This is a genomic window from Pyrinomonadaceae bacterium, assembly GCA_036277115.1.
Taxonomy (GTDB): domain Bacteria; phylum Acidobacteriota; class Blastocatellia; order Pyrinomonadales; family Pyrinomonadaceae; genus UBA11740.
This window is the reverse complement of sequence record DASUNM010000021.1, coordinates 524,989-545,282: the sequence shown is the minus strand read 5'-3', so window position 1 is coordinate 545,282 and position 20,294 is coordinate 524,989. Positions and strand designations below refer to the sequence as shown.

The window sequence follows — 20,294 nt, the reverse complement described above, 5'->3', positions numbered from 1 at the left end:
GCAACACATCAAAGCACAAAGTACTAAGTACAAAGCACCAAAAACCTAATTAGTCATATTCGGCAATCCGTAATCCCACTTGGCGGAATCGCGCTCAACATACACGTACTTCCACGAATGCAGTGTGGCCGCGTTGGGATACAGACCCTTCACGTAAGGCTTCTTCATCCAACGCGTCGTGGGCACAGTCAGCGGCATCACCGGTTGCGCGTCTAGCATCAGTTGTTCGGCCTGCGCCAGAATCTGATACCGTCGCTGCGGATCGATCGTGCGATTCGCTTCATCCAGCAGCTCGGCGAATTTCGGGTCCCACCATCCGGTCGCATTCGCGCCGGTCGGCGTGTACCAGATACCCAGAAACGTAAACGGGTCCATGTAATCGGCGCCCCAGCCCGTCCGCGACACTCCTTTGTAATCGAGCCCCGCCTGCGCCCGGAAATACGTCTTGTTCTCCATCACCCGAAGTGGAATGGTCGCGCCCAGACTCTGCTTCCAAAGACCCTGAAGGAATTCCGCATAAGGGATGTTGTTGCCGTCCGTGTTGACGATCATTTCGATTTCGCTGGCCTGGAATTTCAGCGGATCGAAATTTCCGGCAGCGTCTTTGTAGCCGGCTTCGGCCAAAAGCTTTTTAGCTTTCTCAGGATCGTATGGATCGCCCTTTGGATGCGGATAGCCGGGGAAGATTCCCGTTGGAATAATCGCCGTCAGCGGTTGCAGTTGGCGCCAACCAGCAAATGCCTTCTTGTCGATTGCCATGTTGAGCGCCTTGCGCACACGCAGGTCCTTGGTCGGGCCGCTCTTCGTATTGAAATTGTAAAAATCAATCGCCGCTTCGGGCGCGTCCATGAAATCCTTCATCGGGTTGATGACGCTTAACCAGGCGGACGGCACCGTGTGATTGTAGAGAGCATCGAGATCGCCCGCTTTGTAGAGGCTCATCATCGTCGTATTGTCGGCGAGCAGGTAGAAAACAATCCGGTCGAGCTTCACTGACTGTGCGTCCCAGTTCATCGGATCGCGAACGACAACGATGCGGTCGTAGTGGTTCCAACTCTCGAGCTTGAACGCCCCGCTCGTCACGATGTGCGCGGGGTCAGTCCACGTGTCGCCAAATTTCTCGATCGTTTTGCGGTGAACTGCGCGGAAGAACTGATGCGGCATCATGCTGATGAAATACGGCGCCGGCTTCATCAGGATCATGCGCAACGTGTAGTCATCGACTGCTTCGATACCCACGTCGTCAGCGGTCACCGGGACAAGCTGTTTGCCTTCGACGGCGGTCTTCAGTTTGGGATTGGATTCCATCGCAGCCTTGCGCGCTTTTTCGGGGCCGGGAAGAACCAGCCTGACCGGTGCGTGCATCGCACGATGAAAAGCTGTATCAGAAGCCGGAGTCCTGTTTTCGGCGTTTGGCGGATATTCGTCGGAAACTGACGTGACGTCTTGTTCGCTTAGCGGCGGCTCGGGCGAGTTTTCTGTAAAGTCTCTTTCAAGCAAAAACGTTTTCGCAGCCGGATCGAAAACGAAGAATCCACTCCCATTGAACGCCTGCGCGTACTTGATCGGAAAAGAAAGCGAAGCAGAGCGGGAACCCGTGCTCGGCTTAAGGCCACGACGAATCGAGTAAACAAAGTCATGCGCCGTGATCGGATCGCCATTCGAGAAGCGGCCATTGCGACGCAGGTGAAATGTGACTTCCGACCAGTCTTTGTTTACGTCCCAGCGTTCAGCCAGTGCCGGAATCGGCGCCGTGGTTTTCGGATCGTACTCAGTCAGCCCTTCGAAAAGAGCGAGGGCGATGCGCGCTTCATTTTGCTGCGAAGGAATCTGCGGATCGAGGGTTTCCGGTTCTGAGCCCGAGACGTAACGCAGTACGTTTTCGCGCGGTGGATCGGTCTTTCCGAAGAAAGTGGAGTTGCTCGCCGACGCAGAGCAGCCAGCGAAAACGACGTTCAGCGTGAGGAGGAAACCAAGGAATCTGTCACGCGATGAAAGGCGAGTCATCGTCGGGCCCAAAGTAACACGCCGATGCGCGGTGGAGCAATGCTTTTTCTGAACAGTGGCACAGACTTCAGCCTGTGATTGCGATTCGCGGGAATTCACAGACTGAAGTCTGTGCCACGAAGTTCTTGCCACACCGCTGTGGTTTGCTGCCGCGCGCTTTCGAACCCTGCGGACGTGTCAATCAGATAATCCGCGTGTTTCTTCTTCTCTTCCTGCGGCATCTGTGCGTTGATGCGTCTCTCGGCTTCTTCGCGCGAAATGTTATCCCGCTTCATCAACCGCTCAAGTTGGACTTGCGGCTGGCAATGGACAACGATGAGTTTATCGAATCGTTTGTACCCGCCGGATTCGATCATTAGGGCTGCATCTACAACGGCGATCGCTTCGGGAGTTTTCTGCTCCCAAAGCCGCATGACGTAATCCTGAAGCGCGATAATGAATGGATGAAGAATCGAGTTAAGCTTCTGACGCTTTTCCTCATCAGCGAAAACTATCGAGCCAAGTGCCGCGCGATTCAGCGAGCCATCGGGTTTCAGAATGTCAGCGCCAAATTCTTCGACAACGGCTGTCAGGCCCGCCGTCCCCGGCTCGACGACTTCCCGCGCCACCGCGTCAGCATCAATCGTCCGCGCGCCCAGGTCGCGCAGTACGCTTAATACGAACGATTTACCCACAGCAATCGATCCGGTGAGTCCGACTTTGAGCATTCTCAGTCCTCAGTCCTGAGCACTCAGTCCTCTTCTCCACTTTGCCGCTTGTAGCGTGTTTCGCATCAACATCGCGACGGTAAGCAGGCCAACACCGCCCGGCACCGGCGTCCGCTGTCCGGCGACAGCATCCGCCTCTGCGGGATGAACATCACCGACAAGTGTGTAGCCACGCGTCTTGATAGCGTCAATTCTCTTCTCTGCTTCGTCGCCGAAGAGTTCATGCGCCTGGCCCGCTTCGCTAATCTTGTTGACGCCCACATCGATCACAATCGCGCCTGCCTTGATGAAATCGCCCCGAATGAATGCAGGCCGTCCAATGGCTGCGATTAGAATGTCTGCCTGGCGCGTAACGAACGGCAAATCTCGCGTTTGAGAATGGCAAACCGTCACGGTTGCGTGACGTTGCAGGAGCAAACTGGCGACGGGGCGGCCCACGATCTGGCTGCGACCCACGACGACGGCGTTGGCGCCGGCGATCTCAATATTGTTTCGGTCGAGCAGTTCGATGATGCCGGCGGGTGTGCAGGGCACAAAACGCGGCCGGCCCATGGCAAGCAGACCGACGTTTGTTGGATGAAAAGCATCGACGTCCTTCAACGGATCGATGGCCTCAATGATTATCGCGTCGTCGATCTGTTTGGGCAGCGGCAGTTGAACCAGTATTCCATCAACTTCGTTGTCCGCATTCAATTCCCGCACGACAGACAACAGCGCTTCGCTCGACGTGGCAGGGTCCAGCGCAACGTGCTTTGACGCGATGCCGACCTCTTCACAGGCGCGCACTTTATTGCGCACATAAACCGCGGACGCCGGGTCGTCGCCAACCAAAACCGCCGCCAGGCACGGCGTGACGCCGCGCGTTCCCTTCAGCTCGCGAACTTCTTCGGCGACTTCGCGCTTTATCGCGTCGGCCGCTGGTCGACCGTCGAGAATTTGCGCGCGCTGCTTGTCTAAGGCCATCATCGCGGTCATCGTAACATAGAACTTATTTCGGTCGACTTACGCCTACGCACAGTTGAGACGTGCGCCGGCAACCGTTAAGCTACGCGTACCTTTCATCATGACAATCGAAAAAAGAGTTCTGCAAACCGGCTTAATCCTGTTCGTGTTTGTCGCCAGCCAGTGTGGCGGTGCGAAATCGGAAAACGAGAAACGTTATCCCCTCACCGGCAAAGTCATCGCCATCAATAAGACTGAAAAGACCGCGACCATCAATCACGATGAGATTCCCGGCTACATGGAAAAAATGACGATGGAGTTCAAGGTGAAGAACGATTCAGACCTCGACCGAATGAACCCGGGCGATCGAGTCACCGGGGACCTGGTCGTGACTGACACGTCGTCGTGGATTGAAATAATGGCGATAACTCAAGGTGGCGCCGAGTTGACGCCAACCAGTGTTGTGCCCGGCGAACCTAAACCGGGTGACGAGATTGCGGATTTCGCGCTCGTGAACCAGGACGGCAAACCCATTCGCCTCTCACAGTACAAAGGGAAGGCGCTTGCGCTGACATTTATCTACACGCGCTGCCCGCAACCGGACCAGTGCACTTTGATGAGCACCCACTTCGCGGCGGTGGAGAAGGAGCTGCAACAGAAGCCGGACGTTTTCGCGAAGACGCACCTGTTGTCGATTACCTTCGATCCTGAGTACGACACGCCGAGAGTGATGCGCAGCTACGGCGCCTCGCACTCAGGCCGCTACTCAGACGAAGTGTTCAAGCACTGGGAGTTCGCCACGGGCACCGCTGAACAGGTCAAAGCCATCGCCGAATATTTTGGCGTGCGCTCGTTCAAAGACCCTGCTACGGGCAAGGACGAGCTTGTCCACTCGTTGCGCACGGCCGTGATCGATCCTCAGGGAAAGCTGGTTAAACTCTATCGCGGCAACGAGTGGAAACCCGCCGACATCGCCGCTGATTTGAAGTCTCTCGTGCAAACCGCCAACTAAGGCTCGCATATTGCTTCATCATCTTGAGACACGATCCTGTGTACAGATTTGTTGCACTATGACTAAATCGGAAGGGAATGCGTAAAGATGGCGACGAAAAAAAAGAAGGCGGGAAAAGCGAGTAAGGGCAAAGCGAAGGGTTCAGCGCACGGTGATCCTCACAAAGCCGCACAGACGGCCGCTCTGAAGAAGACCGTGAAGAAGGTAGCAACACAACCGCGCGCGGCGCTGAAGTCGGTCAAGAAAGTAGCCAAACGTGTCGCTCAAGGTGCGGCGTTAGGTGCTGTGGCAGGTGCGCTTGAAGGCGCAGTCGAAGAAGTGCAAAAGGCTGCAGGCACTGGCGGTTCTGGCAAGGCTGGCGGCACTGGCAAGGGCGGAACCAGAAAGAAGAGATAGTTTTCGGCGCCCCCCGGTAACGCATACCGGCGGCATGCTGCACGCCAGAGGCGTGCAGACCCAATCTCATCACTTACGCGATTTGGCAGGCAAGGCTTTGCGCTTTGGCCTGCCAATCGTTTTCCTGGCCTTCTGGCGTTTCGGCTTGCTCTTGTTTACCTTTCCAATCGACTCGAGTGCGTCACCAAAGTCGAAGCCGAACAACTCCTTGATTCGAGCATTTAGCGCAGGCATCACCAGGCTGTTTCCCACCACTGAAAGTTCTTCAACCATGCTGTTCGCGAAGGCGGCCACTTCAGATTTCTTGCGCGCGCCTTTTGTCTCTCTGTGCGCGTAGCCCATGGTGTAGCCGAGCGCGAACCCGGCGGACAAAGCGCCGAGACTCCAGACCAGCGGCTCCTTCTGAAACTCTTCCCGATAATTCAGGACGCCCGTAACGGTCTGCTTGGCGACCGCGATTTGTTCATTAACTGTCTCTTTGATTTCTCCGACAGTCTCAGAAACGGACTGCCGCGTTTTTTCCATCTGCTTTTGAAGTTGTTGCTTGCTTGGCTGTGAAGCTGATTCCGCCATCTAACCTCCGTTACATTCCGTTTACCAGTCTTAAAGTTCCTTTTGGATCCACTCTTTGTCGCGCCCAAGTTCATCAATCGTTCTTTCCGGGACGATGCCCCGCCCCAGACGGTTCTTCATGATCACAATTACGATCGACCCAATCGCCAGGTAAAGAACGCCGGCAATGACAAAGCCCAACGCGTATTTCCCCGGTTGGCTAATATCCAGATCCGCGAAGAGCGTTGAAATCGCAAAGGCCAATGCCACATTCACTAAAGCGAAGCCGACGGCGGCCACTATCCCGCCGGCGAGAATTGCGACACTCGCACGCACGTATGCGTTGACGTCTTCCTTAATTTCAATCTTCAGTAATGTCAGCTTCGTATCGAAGAGCGTTGTGACGTCACTTGCCAGGCGTTCCAGAAGCGAGGGCAGGTCCTGCTGCTGCTCAAGCGCTGCGGTTGTTTGTCGTTCGGCCATGTTATTCAGTGCAGACAAACAAATGGCAGGCCAAAGACGTGTAGTCGGTTGTGTGCCTTTGCGATCCTTTGCGACTTTGCGGCTTTGCGAGAAATTGCCCTCTCGACAACCGGTTGGTTCACGCAAAGGCGCAAAGACGCAAAGTCACGCAAAGCGGACACTTCCACCGAAGGAGATAGATTGGGGACAGATCAACGTGATGCTCGTACGAGAAGACTACACACCGCGGAGAGGAAAAAGCTGTTGTGGGAGTTAAAGCAGCCTTTCCAACTTACGCGACTCTCCCCCGGTAAATCAGTCGCAGCCCAGCAAAGTTCTAATCTGCGACGCGGCGGCTATCAACTGGTCCGCTTGCGCCACCGTAAGATGCTTACCGGATTGCGCTCTAGCATGGTTAGTAAACGCTTTGAGCTGGTCGCATGCCTCGGCGGTTCCGTTCGGCGAATCGAGCGCCACGATTACCTTTTGCAGTTTGCTCTCAAAACTGTTTGAGACACCGCGCTGGAGCGTGAAGCTTCGCACTAGATTGATGAGATCAGATGTCAGTTCACCAGGCGTGGCTTCTTGTTCACTTGAGAGAGCTTCAACAGTCGAAAGCGTCGTGAAGCCGCCGGTGAAAGTTGCGCCCCCAAACGCGTACAGCACGCCACCCATCACGCCAACCCCGAACGCATACCGATCGGTGGGCATGGCCGGTCCTGGGCTCCACGAGTTCGTCGCCGGGTCATACACATCGACCGTGTCCAGCGTTTCGGATGTCGCACCCCCGATCACATATAGCAGACCGCCCAGTGCACCCACACCCGGGATGAAGCGAGTGCTCGGCATCGAGGGCTTCACACTCCAGGTATCGGTGGCCGGGTCATAAGCCTCAAACGAAACATTGCCGTTCGCGCTACCGGCCGCATACAAAACGCCGCTAATTACTCCGACACCAACATGGGAATGAGCAGTTGGCATCGAGGCTTTGGTTTCCCACGAGTCAGAAATGGGATCGTAAGCTTCGACGGTGGAGAGGTCGCCACCATTAGTGCCGCCGACCGCGTAAATGATTCCATCGATCGAGGCAAGGCCGAAAGCCGTGCGCATGGTGGGCATCGGTGTCACCGGCGTACCCCACGAATCGGTCACCGGGTCGTAAACGTCCACGCGGGTAGTCAGAGCGCCTCCGATCTGACCTCCCATTACATAAATCTTGCCGCCGGATTCGACAGCGTCCGCGTCCGTGCGCTGAACGGGCATCGGCGACTTAGCAGACCAGGAGTTGGTCCCGGGATCGTAGGCAACGACGGTGTCAATGTGCCCACCGTCATAGCCGCCAAAGGCGTAAAGCTTGCCGTCTGCGACACATGACGCAAAAGCGTAACGGGTGCCGGGCATCGACGATTTTGTGGACCAGGTTTGGGCCGACGCTGTGGCGGCCAGAACGTTCATCAGGACAACAACCAAGAGCGTTTTGTGAAAAAAGGAAATTCGTCGGTCGTGTTTCATGATTCTCTCCTTGTTGGAAGGTTGAAAGCCTGGTGAGCCTCGTCACGCAGGCAGATTCCGGCCGGGCTTGGGTCGATTCATGCTCGCGCGTGAACGCCGCGGCTAAAGAAAAATCCCGGTCATTGCCAATAGCGCAGAATTCTGGCGGGTGGTATCATCCGCGCGAAAAATTTCGCGTCGTTGATTCGTACCAGGTGAGGATCACCGAGCTATTCTCCACTCAGTTTCATGGCTGCGAACCCGCGGGAGATCACAGAACTTCTCGTTAGCTGGAGCAATGGAAGTCCGACGGCTTTTGAAGACTTAGTTACGCTCATCTATCCCGAACTGCGCCGTTTAGCACGGCGTCACATGCGTCAGGAAAATCCGGCGCACACACTTCAAACTTCGGCCCTTATCAATGAGGCGTATTTGCGCCTGGTGAATCAGCGCGACGTGGCGTGGCATGACCGCGCACACTTTTTTGCCGTGGCCGCCCAGGTGATGCGCCGCATCCTGATCGATCATGCCCGCCGGCATCAGGCGTCGAAACGAGGCGCGGGCGCTCGACTTGTCACCCTTGACGACATGGAAGCCATGAGCCGGGAAAGAGCCGCGGAATTTGTCGCGCTCGACGAGGCCCTGGTGAAACTCGCAGAGATCGATGAACGCAAAAGCCGCATCGTTGAGTTGCGGTTTTTCGGGGGCCTAACCGTCGAAGAAGTAGCGGACGTGCTGAAGCTGTCGCCCATCACAATCAAACGGGAGTGGCGCTCAGCACGGGCCTGGCTGCAACGCGAACTCAGCGGCAGCGAATCTGTGTTTGATGTTCAGGCTTGATACCTTTCAACTTGATAGTGCGCTTTATTCAAAAGAAGACAAGTAAGACTCTCGGGAACGTCTTTGATCCCAATGACACCGCAACAGTGGCAGGAAATCGACCGGTTATTCCAACACGCGGTAGAGCTGAATCCTAAGGATCGGGACGCCTTTCTTAACGAGGCTTGCAAAGGCAATCGCTCGCTGCGCGAAGAAGTGGACTCGCTCCTGGTTTCGGACGCCGGAGCATCGAATTTTATCGATCAAGAAGTGCTCGCGCAGGCGGCTCCCTTCCTTGCGGTTGAGTTTCCCAGACTCGACGATGGCCAGAAACTCGGCAACTACGAAATCGTGTGCTTAATCGGCCGAGGCGGCATGGGAGAGGTTTACCTCGCCCAGGACGAAGTTCTAAATCGTCGAGTCGCTTTGAAGTTGCTGCCCGCCGATTACACGAATCATCCAGAACGATTAAGGCGCTTTCAACAGGAAGCATTCGCCGTCTCGGCGCTCAATCATCCGAACATTTTGACGATACATGAACTGCGGCAGGTTGAGGACCTACAGTTCATTGCCACTGAGTTTGTAGATGGCGAAACCCTGCGTGAACGAATGAACCGCGAGCGCCTCGCTCCGCTGCAAATCCTGGATATTGCCGTTCAGTTAGCCAGCGCCATGACCGCCGCCCACGAGGCGGGGATGGTTCATCGAGATATCAAGCCTGAGAACATCATGCTGCGCCGAGATGGCTATGTAAAGGTTCTGGATTTCGGATTAGCAAAGCTAAAGGAGTACGTGGAAGCTACGCCGGCAACTGAGGCGCACGCGGATGTAAACACTTCGTCCGCGCTGGTGATGGGCACGGTCAGATACATGTCCCCTGAGCAAGCCCAGGGATTCCCGGTTGACCCTCGCAGCGACATCTTCAGCATGGGCGTCGTTCTGTTTGAAATGGTTGCCGGCCATGCGCCCTTTCATGGCAAGACAGTCATTGAAACTGTGAAGTCCGTCGTAACAGGCGAGCCGCCCTGGTTAGCGCTCGATGGTGCCGCTGAACCCCTGGTAAGGATAATCCGCAAGGCACTTGCCAAGAATCCGGATGCGCGTTATCGCGACGCGCAGGAACTCTTGTCCGAGCTGACTGCTCTGAAGAGCCAGCTCCAACTAGAGTCTGGCGGGTTTCCCGGCGTCGCGTCGCGGCCCCGACGCCTGTTTCATGATGCGCGTGCCGGAACAGCTCGTTGGTGGGCGACAGTCTCAGCGGCTTTGAAGTCTCACAAGCTGGTGGTCGCGTTCGTCTCGCTAGCGCTGGCCATCGGAATTGTCGCGCTGGTTTATACCACCTGGCCCGAAAAAGCGATCTCACCGGGAACTTGGAGTGTAAAGACTCCGCTTGACCGGCCGCGCGCGGGTGCTGCCGTGGCGACACTGAATGGCAATTTGTACGTGGCGAGTGGCAATGACCGATCGGGCGCCATCAACGAACTCGACGAATATGATCCGGCAACCGGAAAGTGGACTTCGCGGGCGCCTATCCCGACTGCTCGCACGGCGGCGGGCGCGGCTGGGATCAACGGCAAGCTTTATGTTTTTGGCGGATGCACACACAACTCGGATTGCCGGATTGGTACGACCAACGTGCTTGAGGTCTACGATCCGACGTCAAACAGTTGGTCCGTCAAGTCGCCGATGCCGACAGCCAGAAGCTTAATGGCTTCGGCAGTGATTGCGGGAAAGCTTTATGTCGCGGGCGGGAGAGGCCCATGCCCACCGTGTTCGGGATACGACAAGCTCGAAATTTACGACCCGATAACTGACAAGTGGGACACTACGAAAGCACCTCTTCCGACTGCTCATACTTCTCCGGGCGGCGCAGGCCTCGATGGAAAGTTTTATGTAGTCGGCGGCGTTCTTACCTCCGGTGAGGAGCTCGTTAACCCGCAACGATTGGCCATGTACGATCCCGCCACCGATAAGTGGTCGCTGAAAGCGGCGTTGGGGATCCCGCGGAGCAGCATAGGGTTGGCGGCCATCCACGGCCAACTCTACGCCATCGGCGGAGTCACGAGAATTGGCTCGTCCACTGTCGTCGAAGCTTACGATCCGGCGTCGGACCAGTGGCTTCCCAAGGCGCCGATACCGGCTCCTCGCTCTCTGCTCCAACCGGTCGCCATAGATGGAATCATTTATCTAGTCGGCGGTGGCGATGCTCAGGGAGAACCGGTGGCCGCTCTTGATGCTTACACCGCTGTTTGTCCCGGTTCGGAGTGTGCGTCCACGCCGCCGGGGCTCGTGGGTTGGTGGCCAGGGGATGGCGACACGAGCGACCTGGCCGGATTCAATTCAGGCTCGCTGTTTGGAAGTGTGAAATTTGAGCAAGGCAAAGTGGATCAGGCTTTCAGCCTGGACGGCTCATCTTTTGTGACTGTCGGAAACCCGGCCGCAGTAAGTCTGGTGAATACGCAAATGACGATGGACGGCTGGATTAAACCAAGAGTGAACGCCATCGGGATTTATTTTGGTAAGACCGAATACGGCAAGAACCCGTACTTGCTGTTGTTCTCTCGGGGTGTGAGCGCGCGGTTCAAATCAGCTGGCCAGGAAGTGCCCGTTCACGCATTTTCCGATTTTCCATCGAACACGAAATTCTATGTTCCGCCGATAGATCAATGGACACATATAGCCCTGACTTACGACGGAGAACAAATCAGAATCTACGTCAATGGAACTTTGATGGGCCAGGCGGCTAAGACGGGAAATATTGACGGTGATAATGTGCCGTTTAATATCGGCGGTCGCGCAGATGATCAGGGGACGGGAAAATTCAACGGTCTGATCGATGAGGTTGAACTCTTCAATCGCGCGCTATCGGCGGGCGAGATTCGCATGATTTTCGAAGCGGGCGGTGATGGCCAGTGCAAGCCACGGGCAAGTTGTCGGTAACAACCGGATTTGTTTACTGCTCGAGATGGCTTTGCCCCAAAAAGTCTTCGGTGACGCTAAATGCGCTTGACGGTTCGCTGATCACGTTAGATCCAGCTGACAATATTCAACGAAGCTGCGAAGCAGTGGATGTATTTAAGCCCAAGGTGAGGCTCTGCCAGCCTTGGGTTACGATGGTTAATAAATCTGTAGGAGCCGTGGAGCGGCGACCTTGAGTTGGGCTATCGGAAGTTCTCTTCAGAATGGACCACTCACCGAGGCACTGACGTTGGTTGTGACGCGAGACTCAGAACTCTGAACTTGGACTGAGATGTCGCCCGCTTCGCGGGCTCCGGTAATCATAACGGCCTCGGTTTCCCAAGGCTCACAAAGCCTCGCTTTGGGCTTAGCTAAGACCGCTGCTACGCAGCTCGACGAGTTTGTTCACTCACCCCGCCTTTTTTGGGCAAAGCCGCTCGAGATACTTCTGAGAGGTTTAGCCCTTCAGCTTCTTGATCTCTTCGGTGAGCACCGGCAAGGCTTCAAAGAGATCGCCGACGATGCCGTAGTCAGCGATGTCGAAGATCGGAGCTTCCGGATCTTTGTTGATGGCGACGATGGTCTGCGAGTTCTTCATGCCGACCAGGTGTTGAATTGCGCCTGAGATGCCAATCGCGACGTAAAGCTTCGGCGCGACCGTCTGGCCGGAAGATCCGATCTGGCGATCGATGGGCAGCCATTCCGCGTCGCAAATCGGCCGCGACGCCGCGAGATCGCCACCGAGCGCTTCGGCTAACTTTTCCGCAAGCGCGAGATTGTCTTTGCTCTTGATTCCGCGACCCACGGCCACAATCACGTCTGCTTTGCTCAGATCGACCGCCTGTTTCGCTTCCTGGAAAGGCGCTTCGGGTTTCATCCGGACTTCGCCGATTTCCACTGACATCGATTCGACCTGAGCGCCACTTCCCTTCACTGCTTGATCGCCGCGAAACGCGCCGGATTGGAACGTGACAAAGTTCGGAGGTTCGCCATCCGAGACAACATCGGCGTCCAACTTGCCGAGAAATATTCGCCGGGTGAAGACGCGCTTGTCGCCTTCGACGTTCATGCGAATACAGTCGCCGATCAGACCCTTCTGAAATCGCGCCGCGACCTTCGGAGCAAAATCGCGCGCCTGATACGTGTGCGACATGATTACGTATTCAGGGTTTGTCGTTCGCACAACGTGCTCGAGCGCGGCCGCGTAGGCATCGGGCGTGTAGTCGGCGAGCTTGTCGTTCTCAACCGAAATCACTTTTTCGACTTCGTAGCCGGCAATCTCGCTCGCCAGCGCAGCTGAGCCCAGCACGACGGCCGAAACTTTCTGGCTCGTGTCGCCGGCGAGTTTTTGCCCCGCCGCAATCGCCTCAAGCGACGTTTTATTCAGCGCGCCCGCTTTGTGTTCGATGACTACGAGAATGCTCATTTTTGTGTGGCACAGACTTCAGTCTGTGGTTTCAACTGACATTAGCGTGGCCCAGGCAGAAATCACAGACTCAAGTCTGTGCCACCTCAGATGACCCGCGCTTCAGTCCGCAGCTTCTCAGCCAATTCAACGGCGCCCTTCTTCGCGTCGCCATTGCCGAGGAATTGTGTCTGCTTCGACTTCTGCGGCAGATAGATCTTCTCAATGCGCTGATGCGAAGGCTTGCCGACGACCTCAGCTGACGGCGTCACTTCCTTAATCTCTTTCTTCTTCGCCGCCATGATGCCCTTCAGCGTGGCGTAGCGAATCTGACTAATGCCGGATTGAATCGTCAGGAGCGCGGGCGTCGGCATTGTGTACCACTGGTACCAACCGCTTTCGAGTTCGCGCTTCACGCGCAGCTGCTCGCCCGTCGCGTCCAACTCGATGACGATGGTCGCGTGCGGCAGGCCCATGACCTCTGCCAGAATCACCCCGGTCTGCGCGTAGCCGTAATCATCGGACTGCAACCCGGTCATGATGAGATCGGCGTTCTCTTCGCGAATCGCCTCCGCCAGGACGGACGCGGCCGCAAACGGTGAAAGATGCCCTACGTTGTCGCCCACGACGTGAATCGCGCGATCGGCGCCGCGGGCCAGCGCGTCTTTGATAACGCTCTTCGCGCGCTGCGGACCCATCGACACGACCACGACTTCGCCGCCGGCCTTCTCCTTGATGCGCAAAGATTCTTCGAGGGCGTAGCCGTCTGATTCGTTCACTTCGAACGACAGGTCCGCCTCCTCGATCCAGGTCGAGTCTTTGTTGATGCGCAGGATCGCGTCTTTATTCGCGACCTGCTTCATGAGGACAAGAATCTTCATTATTTAAAAACCGGTCTTAGGGGCTTTGGTCTTAGGTCTTAGGTCTTAGGTCTTAGGTCTTAGGTCTTAGGTCTTAGGTCTTAGGTCTTGGGTCTGTACTTTGTGCTTTGAACTTTGCACTTTGACGTCCTATTCAACTGTCACTAAAGACCAAAGACCAAAGTCCCAAGACCAAAGAGCAAGACCTTCTTTCCTACTCCTCGTATCTCTTAAACAACAACGCCGCGTTCGTACCGCCAAATCCGAAACTGTTCGACAAGGCGTAGTTCAACTTAACCTCGCGTGCCGTGTTCGGGACGTAATCGAGATCACAATCAGGATCAGGCGTTTGATAGTTGATAGTCGGCAACAGAATGTTGTGGTAAATCGAGAGCACCGAGAACACGCCTTCGACCCCGCCGGCCGCGCCGAGCAAATGACCGGTCATCGATTTGGTCGAGCTGATGGCGAGCTTTGCCGTGTGGTCTCCAAACGTTTTCTTGATCGCCATCGTTTCAAACTTGTCGTTGTAAGGCGTCGAGGTTCCGTGCGCATTGATGTAACCCACCTCTTCCGGTTTAGCACCGGCATCGGAGAGCGTCTTCTGCATTACCCGAACCGCGCCTGAACCACTCTGGTCCGGCATGGTGATATGGAATGCATCGCCCGTCATCCCATAGCCCACCACCTCTGCGTAGATTTTGGCGCCGCGGCGACGCGCGAATTCGAACTCTTCCAGAATCATGATGCCGGCGCCTTCACCGATCACGAATCCATCGCGCTCTAAATCAAACGGCCGTGAAGCGTGCGTCGGATCATCGTTGCGCGTCGAAAGCGCGCGCAAGGCCGCGAATCCAGCGACGCTCATCGGCGTAATCGCGGATTCGGCGCCGCCACAAATCATCGCATCGGCATCGCCGCGTTGAATGATCTTAAAGCTGTCCCCGATCGCGTGCGCCCCGGCGGAACATGCCGTCGCCGTAGCTGAGTTAGGCCCCTTCGCGTTGTGCCGAATCGAAACCTGTCCGGAAGCCAGGTTAACGATCGCCGACGGAATGAAGAAGGGCGAGACGCGGCTCGGACCGCCCTTCAGAAGCTTCTCGTGCTCGCGTTCGATGGCCCAGAAGTCGCCGATGCCGCTACTGATGTAGGTGCCGACGTTCTCGGCGATCTCGTCAGTAATCTGCAGTCCGCTGTCGTTCACCGCTTCCTGGGAAGCCGCGACGGCGTAATGAATGAAGGCGCCCATTTTGCGCGCCTCCTTCTTTTCGATGTAGTTCAGCGGATCGAAGTCTTTGACTTCGCAGGCGAACCGAACGGGAAACTTTTCGGTGTCGAACTTTTTGATATAGTCCGCGCCACTGCGGCCCTCAACCAGCGCGGCCCAGGTGGTCTCGACTGAATTTCCGACCGGCGTAACCAATCCAAGCCCGGTGACAACAACGCGACGATTCAAGATCAAAGCTCCTTTTGTGACCGACAGTGCGCACGCCTCTGGCGTGCTTGCATTGGGTCAGCACGCCGGAGGCGTGCGCACCCCAGCCGTCACTTTGCCTTGTGCTGATCGATGTAGTTGTAGGCGTCACGCACGCTTTGAATCTTTTCGGCATCTTCGTCGGGAATCTCGATGCCGAACTCTTCTTCAAAACGCATCACCAGCTCGACGGTGTCCAGCGAGTCTGCGCCGAGATCGTCAATGAATCGCGCGTTCGGCGTGACTTCGTTTTCGTCCACACCGAGTTCGTCAACGATGATCTGTTTTACTTTAGCTTCAATCTCTGGATCGGGCATTCTTTTGCTCCTCTGAAATTTTTAAAAGCTGTGGGGCCTTTACGCAAGCGCCTCACGTGCGGCGCGCAGGCTATTCTCGTCCTCAACGTTCAAACCGCGGAGTTCGCGGTTAATTTGCCGCAATAGTCCGCTCAAAACTTTTCCAGGTCCGATTTCAATCAAAGTTTGTACACCGTGCGTCGCCAAAAATTCAACTGACTCCAGCCACCGGACCGGTTGCGACACCTGGCGAATCAGCGCGTCGCGGGCCTCTGCGCCTTTGTTTATCGGCCGCGCATCAACGTTCGTGACGACCGGCGTCGCTAAATCTTTAAAGTCGAGTTCGTTCAGATCCAAGGCCAAACGTTCCTGCGCCGGCATCATCATCGCGCAATGAAAAGGAGCGCTCACGTTGAGTTTTACCGCTCGCTTGGCGCCGCGCGCCTTCACGATTTCGATCGCGCGATCGATTGCCGCGGCCCCGCCCGCGATCACGATCTGATTCGGCGAATTAATGTTGGCGGCGCTGCAAACCTCACCTTGCGCGGCTTCCACACAAGCCGCCGCGACCGTCTCAACATCGGCGCCGAGGATCGCGGCCATGGCGCCGGTTCCCACGGGCACGGCTGCCTGCATGTACTGGCCACGTTTGCGGACCGTGCGCACAGCGTCGGTCAAAGACAACGCGCCGGCGGCTACCAGTGCTGAGTACTCGCCGAGGCTATGGCCGGCCACGAAATCTGGCTTCGGAAAGTTTTCACTCTCCATTGCCCTGAGCGCGGCCACGGAAGTTGTCAGGATCGCCGGTTGCGTATTCTCGGTTAGCTGCAGCGGTTCAGCCGGCCCGTTGAAACACAAATCCGACAGCGCGAAACCGAGTGCTTCATCCGCTTCTTCAAAGACCCGTCTGGCCGCTGGGAACTTGTCGGCCAAATCTTTTCCCATGCCCGGACTTTGCGACCCCTGGCCGGGAAACATGTAAGCAATCATGGTGAATCGTAAATCGTGAATCGTAAATCGTGAATCGTAAATAGAGAAACCCGCAGGCCGCGCCGTCTATTCACGATTTACCATTTACGTTTTACCTCTATGCTACCACCTCATTACCACGCCGCCCCACGTGAAGCCGCCCCCAAATGAAGCCAACAACACGATGTCGTCTTTCTTGATGCGACCGGCTTGCACGCACTCGTCTAAGCAAATGGGAATAGAAGCCGACGAAGTGTTGCCGTGTTGCGAGATGTTCGAATACACGAGCGCGGGATCGACCTTGAGCATGTTAGCCACCGCCTCAGTGATTCGCTGATTCGCCTGATGCGGGATGAAAAGACTCACGTCTTCGGTCGTCAATCCGGCTTCGCAAAGTACTTGTTTCGAGATGTCGGACATTGACCGCACGGCGATCTTAAAAACTTCGTTGCCCTTCATCTTGAAGAAGTGGTCGCCACGCGCGATTGTCTCAGCGCTGAAGCCGCCTTTCGTTCCTCCACCCGGCGCGTAGAGTTGTTCCTCGTACCGGCCGTCGGAGCGAATTTTTGACGCCAGAATCCCGCGGTCACCTTCCACGGGACCGAGAATCGCGGCTCCTGCGCCATCGCCGAACAGAACGCAGGTCCCACGGTCGGTGTAATCCACGTAACGCGTCAGAAGTTCGGCGCCGATAACCAGCGCGTACTTAATCTGGCCGCTGCGAATCATCGGTTCCGCGATGGTCAGACCGTAAACAAAGCCTGAGCAGGCGGCCACAATGTCCATCGCCGCGGCTTTGCTCGCCCCAAGTTGTGCCTGAATCAGGCACGCCGTCGAAGGCAGGATCTGATCCGGCGTCACGGTCGCGCACAAAATCAAATCAATGTCAGCGGGATCGATTCCGGCGCGCTCAATTGCTTCCTGTGACGCGCGCGCGGCGAACTGCGACGTGAATTCGCCGGGCGCAGCTTTCCGCCGTTGCTTGATACCGGTGCGAGTGGTAATCCACTCGTCCGTGGTGTCAACAATCTTCTCGAGGTCAGCGTTGGTCAGAATCCCCGACGGATACGAGTGACCGGTGCCGAGAATTCCTGCGCGAACGTTCGACATTAGTTAGTTTGTTAGGACTGCGCGCCTTGAAGACCGTTTAGCGACAGGACTTGTCCCGCCCAGCGCCGCACCAGGGCGGCGTCTAAACAGCAGAGAGTTTAATTAAGCAGCCTGATCTATGTGTATCACTTCGCGGCCTTTGTAGAAGCCGCACTTCGGACACACGCGATGCTGCATCCGCGGCTCCTGGCAGTTTGGACAAACAACCGTTTGCGGAATGCGCAGCGCGTCGTGCGCCCGGCGTTTGCCGCGGCGTGATTTTGAATGGCGACGTTTTGGATTTGGCATAATTACTCCAACCTCTTAAATCTTAAAGCCTCTTGAATCTCGAATTTTGAATCTGAAATTCTTGATTTCAGTACTGTGTACTTTGAGCTTTGTACTTTGGTGTCTAACTCAAGGTCCGAAACCACATCAAAGTACAAAGCACCAAGATCAAAGTACGTCTTTCTAGAATCGCAAATCTTTCAACTTCGCCCAGCGCGAATCGATTTCCTGCGTTCCGCACTCACAGGGCTTCAAATTCCAATCGACACCGCAAACCGGACAAAGCCCCTTGCAATCCTCTCGACAAAACACCCGAACGGGTGTAGCCAGCTCAATCTCCTCACGCACGAGTTCGTCTAAATCGATCGTCTCGCCGTCAAACACCGACAGGTTCAAATCTTCGCTCGCCAACTCGTGCTGCTCTTCATCCCGCCAGCTCACGGCCGTGACAAAACGCTCAAAGAACTCAGCCTTGATCGGGATGAGAACGGGCTTCAAACATCGTGCGCACGGCGTCTCGACCGTTGTCGTCAGCGTGCCGCTAACCTGAACTTCTCCGCCTGTGCGGCGAATGCGCCCTTCAACGCCCACGGGCTCAACCAATCTAAGATCCCCGTCCTCCAGTGCCAGCTCATCCGGAGCGTATCGGTGCGCGAATAAGGGGTCTTTCCCAAGGTTTTCGAGCTCGAGCCGCATCGCGAAAGGGCTCCTGACTCGCACAGGCACGTCAGGGAGCCAAGCGCAAAGTCGTTAATTATAGCGGCGCACTTCGCGCTGTCAAAGCCCGCTCATCGCCGGCCGGCAGCTTTCCGGTTAACTTTCCGTGCTTTTTTTGCCACCGGCTTCGCCGGCTTTTCCTCGTCTTCGTGGAGTTTGTCACATTCCGCGCGCCACTTGGATTCCAGATGGCCGTGATCAACCACGCCGCATTCATTAAGGATCTCGACCAGACTTTTGACCAGAGCGTGGTGCGCGTAAGCCGTTTCGGACTGTCGCAGGAGCAGCTTCAGGCCTTGCTCCAGACGCTCCGCAAGCCGCGCCATCGTGTTCTCCAGAATGGTGAGGCGCTCAAGCAAATGCTCTTCGTGAGGCGTCGTCTCGGGAAAATCAACGCGCATCGACGGCGGCCGCACAATAAGCATTAGCCGAGTGCCGCAGCGCTGACAGAATTCCTGGCCCAGCGGATTAGCCGCCCGGCAGTTCTGACAGAAATGACGTATCGCCTGGCTCTTCATAAGGCGTCAGGAATCAGACCGTACAGTCTCTTGCACGAGTTCGTCCTGTGCACGCGTCGGATCGAGATAAACACGAACAAAGTAAGCCTGCAGCAAGCCAATCACAAAGAACGAGAGACACAAAAGCAAGCGACCGCCAGTCAACGGATTGCCAAAGCTTGTTTTGATCACTTGAACTAAATCAATTCCGGCAAGCTTGCTCGCAAGGTATCCCGAAATGAAGGTGACAACGTAGCTGCCGACGGCACGGAATAGCGCGCCCTCTCCTCTGTGCGGCGAGAGAAAGATGCCGATAAGTTGTCCCAGCACATAGCCCGCTCCACCGATGATCAGAGTGAGCGCCGCCGCCGCTGGCGCTAAAAAGATTCCGAGCACAAGCAAAACTATCAGCGCTGACGACGTACCGATCATGCCCCACTGAAAACTCGGCGTGGCCTTCCTGGTGACGCGTGAAAAGAACTTAGTAATCATAAAAACCGCGGCCGGTTTTCCTTCCCAACCAACCGGCATCAACATAGCGCTTCAGCAGCGGGCACGGGCGATATTTCGGATCGCCCAAGCCTTCATGTAGCACGTTCAAGATCGCAAGGCAAACATCAAGTCCGATGAAGTCCGCCAGCGTCAGCGGCCCCATCGGATGGTTCATGCCAAGCTTCATGATGCCATCGATACTCTCGCGCGTCGCGACACCTTCATGCAACGCAAAGATGGCCTCGTTGATCATCGGCATCAGGATGCGATTTGAAACGAAGCCGGGATAATCCTGACACTCAAGCGGCGTCTTGCCAAGTTTTTCGCTCAGCTCGCGCACGCGCTCGTAAGTTTCATCGGAGGTTGCGGCGCCGCGAATGACTTCAACAAGCTTCATCACCGGCACCGGATTCATAAAGTGCATGCCGATAACTTGATCCGGGCGGTTCGTTGCCGCGCCGAGCTTCGTGATCGAGATGGACGACGTATTTGAAGCCAGAATGCAGTCAGGCTTTGTAATTTGATCCAGCGCGCGAAAGACTTCCGTTTTGACGCCCAGGTCTTCGGTCACAGCTTCGACGACAATGAATGCCTCTGAAAGCGCGTCAAGGTCCGTCGAAGTCTTGATTCGGCCGAAGACCGCGCCCTTCTCGTCTGCGCTGAGCCGCTCTTTGTCGACATCGCGTTGCAGGTTCTTGTCGATAGCTTTCATGCCACGGGCGAGGAACTCCTCACTCACGTCCCGCATGACAACATCGAATCCTGCGCGCGCGGCAACCTGAGCAATGCCATTGCCCATTGTGCCCGCACCGATTACCCCGAAGGTTTTACTCATATTCAATCAGTGGCTTTAGTCTGTGC

21 protein-coding genes are annotated in these 20,294 nt (G+C 56.1%); 4 read left to right on the top strand and 17 right to left on the bottom strand.

The window, feature by feature from the left end:
• Positions 1 to 45: 45 nt before the first annotated feature.
• The 3 genes from VFX97_06725 to VFX97_06715 all read right to left on the bottom strand — a co-directional run bounded on the left by VFX97_06725 (position 46) and on the right by VFX97_06715 (position 3,680).
• A complete protein-coding gene (locus VFX97_06725) occupies positions 46 to 2,007 on the bottom strand; it encodes a peptide ABC transporter substrate-binding protein (GenBank protein ID HEX5702874.1) in 1,962 nt (653 codons plus the stop codon).
• A gap of 95 nt (positions 2,008 to 2,102) precedes the next feature.
• A complete protein-coding gene (coaE, locus tag VFX97_06720) occupies positions 2,103 to 2,714 on the bottom strand; it encodes a dephospho-CoA kinase (GenBank protein ID HEX5702873.1) in 612 nt (203 codons plus the stop codon).
• A 9-nt stretch (positions 2,715 to 2,723) separates the two neighbouring features.
• Entirely contained in the window at positions 2,724 to 3,680 is a 957-nt protein-coding gene (locus VFX97_06715; GenBank protein HEX5702872.1) for a bifunctional 5,10-methylenetetrahydrofolate dehydrogenase/5,10-methenyltetrahydrofolate cyclohydrolase, read from the bottom strand.
• A gap of 97 nt (positions 3,681 to 3,777) precedes the next feature.
• On the opposite strand from VFX97_06715, the gene VFX97_06710 reads away from it, so the two are divergent.
• Positions 3,778 to 4,668, top strand: a complete 891-nt coding sequence (locus tag VFX97_06710) for an SCO family protein (GenBank protein ID HEX5702871.1) — start codon at positions 3,778 to 3,780, stop codon at positions 4,666 to 4,668.
• Between the two features lie 87 nt (positions 4,669 to 4,755).
• Positions 4,756 to 5,064 (top strand): hypothetical protein, encoded by a 309-nt coding sequence (locus tag VFX97_06705; protein HEX5702870.1) that lies wholly within the window; start codon positions 4,756 to 4,758, stop codon positions 5,062 to 5,064.
• Positions 5,065 to 5,133: 69 nt separating this feature from the next.
• On the opposite strand, the gene VFX97_06700 is transcribed toward VFX97_06705, so the two are convergent.
• The 3 genes from VFX97_06700 to VFX97_06690 all read right to left on the bottom strand — a co-directional run bounded on the left by VFX97_06700 (position 5,134) and on the right by VFX97_06690 (position 7,590).
• Complete coding sequence (locus VFX97_06700) at positions 5,134 to 5,637, bottom strand: hypothetical protein (protein HEX5702869.1); 504 nt, start codon at positions 5,635 to 5,637, stop codon at positions 5,134 to 5,136.
• 30 nt (positions 5,638 to 5,667) lie between these two features.
• Positions 5,668 to 6,099: a phage holin family protein gene (locus VFX97_06695; protein ID HEX5702868.1), complete on the bottom strand. Its 432-nt coding sequence runs from the start codon at positions 6,097 to 6,099 to the stop codon at positions 5,668 to 5,670.
• Between the two features lie 294 nt (positions 6,100 to 6,393).
• The gene (locus VFX97_06690; GenBank protein HEX5702867.1) at positions 6,394 to 7,590 is read right to left on the bottom strand and encodes a kelch repeat-containing protein; all 1,197 of its coding nucleotides are present in this window, start codon (positions 7,588 to 7,590) and stop codon (positions 6,394 to 6,396) included.
• 228 nt (positions 7,591 to 7,818) lie between these two features.
• On the opposite strand from VFX97_06690, the gene VFX97_06685 reads away from it, so the two are divergent.
• A complete protein-coding gene (locus VFX97_06685; GenBank protein ID HEX5702866.1) occupies positions 7,819 to 8,409 on the top strand; it encodes a sigma-70 family RNA polymerase sigma factor in 591 nt (196 codons plus the stop codon).
• A gap of 72 nt (positions 8,410 to 8,481) precedes the next feature.
• Positions 8,482 to 11,328: a protein kinase gene (locus VFX97_06680; protein HEX5702865.1), complete on the top strand. Its 2,847-nt coding sequence runs from the start codon at positions 8,482 to 8,484 to the stop codon at positions 11,326 to 11,328.
• 475 nt (positions 11,329 to 11,803) lie between these two features.
• Here the strand turns inward: VFX97_06680 and VFX97_06675 are convergent, their stop codons facing one another.
• The 11 genes from VFX97_06675 to VFX97_06625 form a co-directional block, all read right to left on the bottom strand.
• Complete coding sequence (locus VFX97_06675) at positions 11,804 to 12,772, bottom strand: electron transfer flavoprotein subunit alpha/FixB family protein (protein ID HEX5702864.1); 969 nt, start codon at positions 12,770 to 12,772, stop codon at positions 11,804 to 11,806.
• A gap of 86 nt (positions 12,773 to 12,858) precedes the next feature.
• Positions 12,859 to 13,632, bottom strand: a complete 774-nt coding sequence (locus VFX97_06670; protein HEX5702863.1) for an electron transfer flavoprotein subunit beta/FixA family protein — start codon at positions 13,630 to 13,632, stop codon at positions 12,859 to 12,861.
• Positions 13,633 to 13,825: 193 nt separating this feature from the next.
• Complete coding sequence (fabF, locus tag VFX97_06665) at positions 13,826 to 15,067, bottom strand: beta-ketoacyl-ACP synthase II (GenBank protein ID HEX5702862.1); 1,242 nt, start codon at positions 15,065 to 15,067, stop codon at positions 13,826 to 13,828.
• An 89-nt stretch (positions 15,068 to 15,156) separates the two neighbouring features.
• Complete coding sequence (locus VFX97_06660; protein ID HEX5702861.1) at positions 15,157 to 15,402, bottom strand: acyl carrier protein; 246 nt, start codon at positions 15,400 to 15,402, stop codon at positions 15,157 to 15,159.
• Positions 15,403 to 15,441: 39 nt separating this feature from the next.
• Positions 15,442 to 16,371, bottom strand: coding sequence for an ACP S-malonyltransferase (gene fabD, locus VFX97_06655; protein HEX5702860.1), 930 nt, complete (start codon positions 16,369 to 16,371; stop codon positions 15,442 to 15,444).
• A gap of 102 nt (positions 16,372 to 16,473) precedes the next feature.
• A complete protein-coding gene (locus VFX97_06650; protein HEX5702859.1) occupies positions 16,474 to 17,460 on the bottom strand; it encodes a beta-ketoacyl-ACP synthase III in 987 nt (328 codons plus the stop codon).
• A 102-nt stretch (positions 17,461 to 17,562) separates the two neighbouring features.
• Positions 17,563 to 17,748: a 50S ribosomal protein L32 gene (gene rpmF, locus VFX97_06645; protein ID HEX5702858.1), complete on the bottom strand. Its 186-nt coding sequence runs from the start codon at positions 17,746 to 17,748 to the stop codon at positions 17,563 to 17,565.
• 162 nt (positions 17,749 to 17,910) lie between these two features.
• Positions 17,911 to 18,423, bottom strand: coding sequence for a DUF177 domain-containing protein (locus VFX97_06640; GenBank protein HEX5702857.1), 513 nt, complete (start codon positions 18,421 to 18,423; stop codon positions 17,911 to 17,913).
• Positions 18,424 to 18,515: 92 nt separating this feature from the next.
• A complete protein-coding gene (locus tag VFX97_06635; GenBank protein HEX5702856.1) occupies positions 18,516 to 18,962 on the bottom strand; it encodes a zinc ribbon domain-containing protein in 447 nt (148 codons plus the stop codon).
• A 6-nt stretch (positions 18,963 to 18,968) separates the two neighbouring features.
• Positions 18,969 to 19,433 carry a hypothetical protein gene (locus tag VFX97_06630; GenBank protein HEX5702855.1) on the bottom strand — a complete coding sequence of 155 codons (465 nt, stop codon included), beginning with the start codon at positions 19,431 to 19,433 and terminating at the stop codon, positions 18,969 to 18,971.
• Complete coding sequence (locus VFX97_06625) at positions 19,423 to 20,268, bottom strand: 3-hydroxybutyryl-CoA dehydrogenase (GenBank protein HEX5702854.1); 846 nt, start codon at positions 20,266 to 20,268, stop codon at positions 19,423 to 19,425. Before VFX97_06625 ends, VFX97_06630 begins: the two co-directional genes overlap by 11 nt.
• Positions 20,269 to 20,294: the final 26 nt, after the last annotated feature.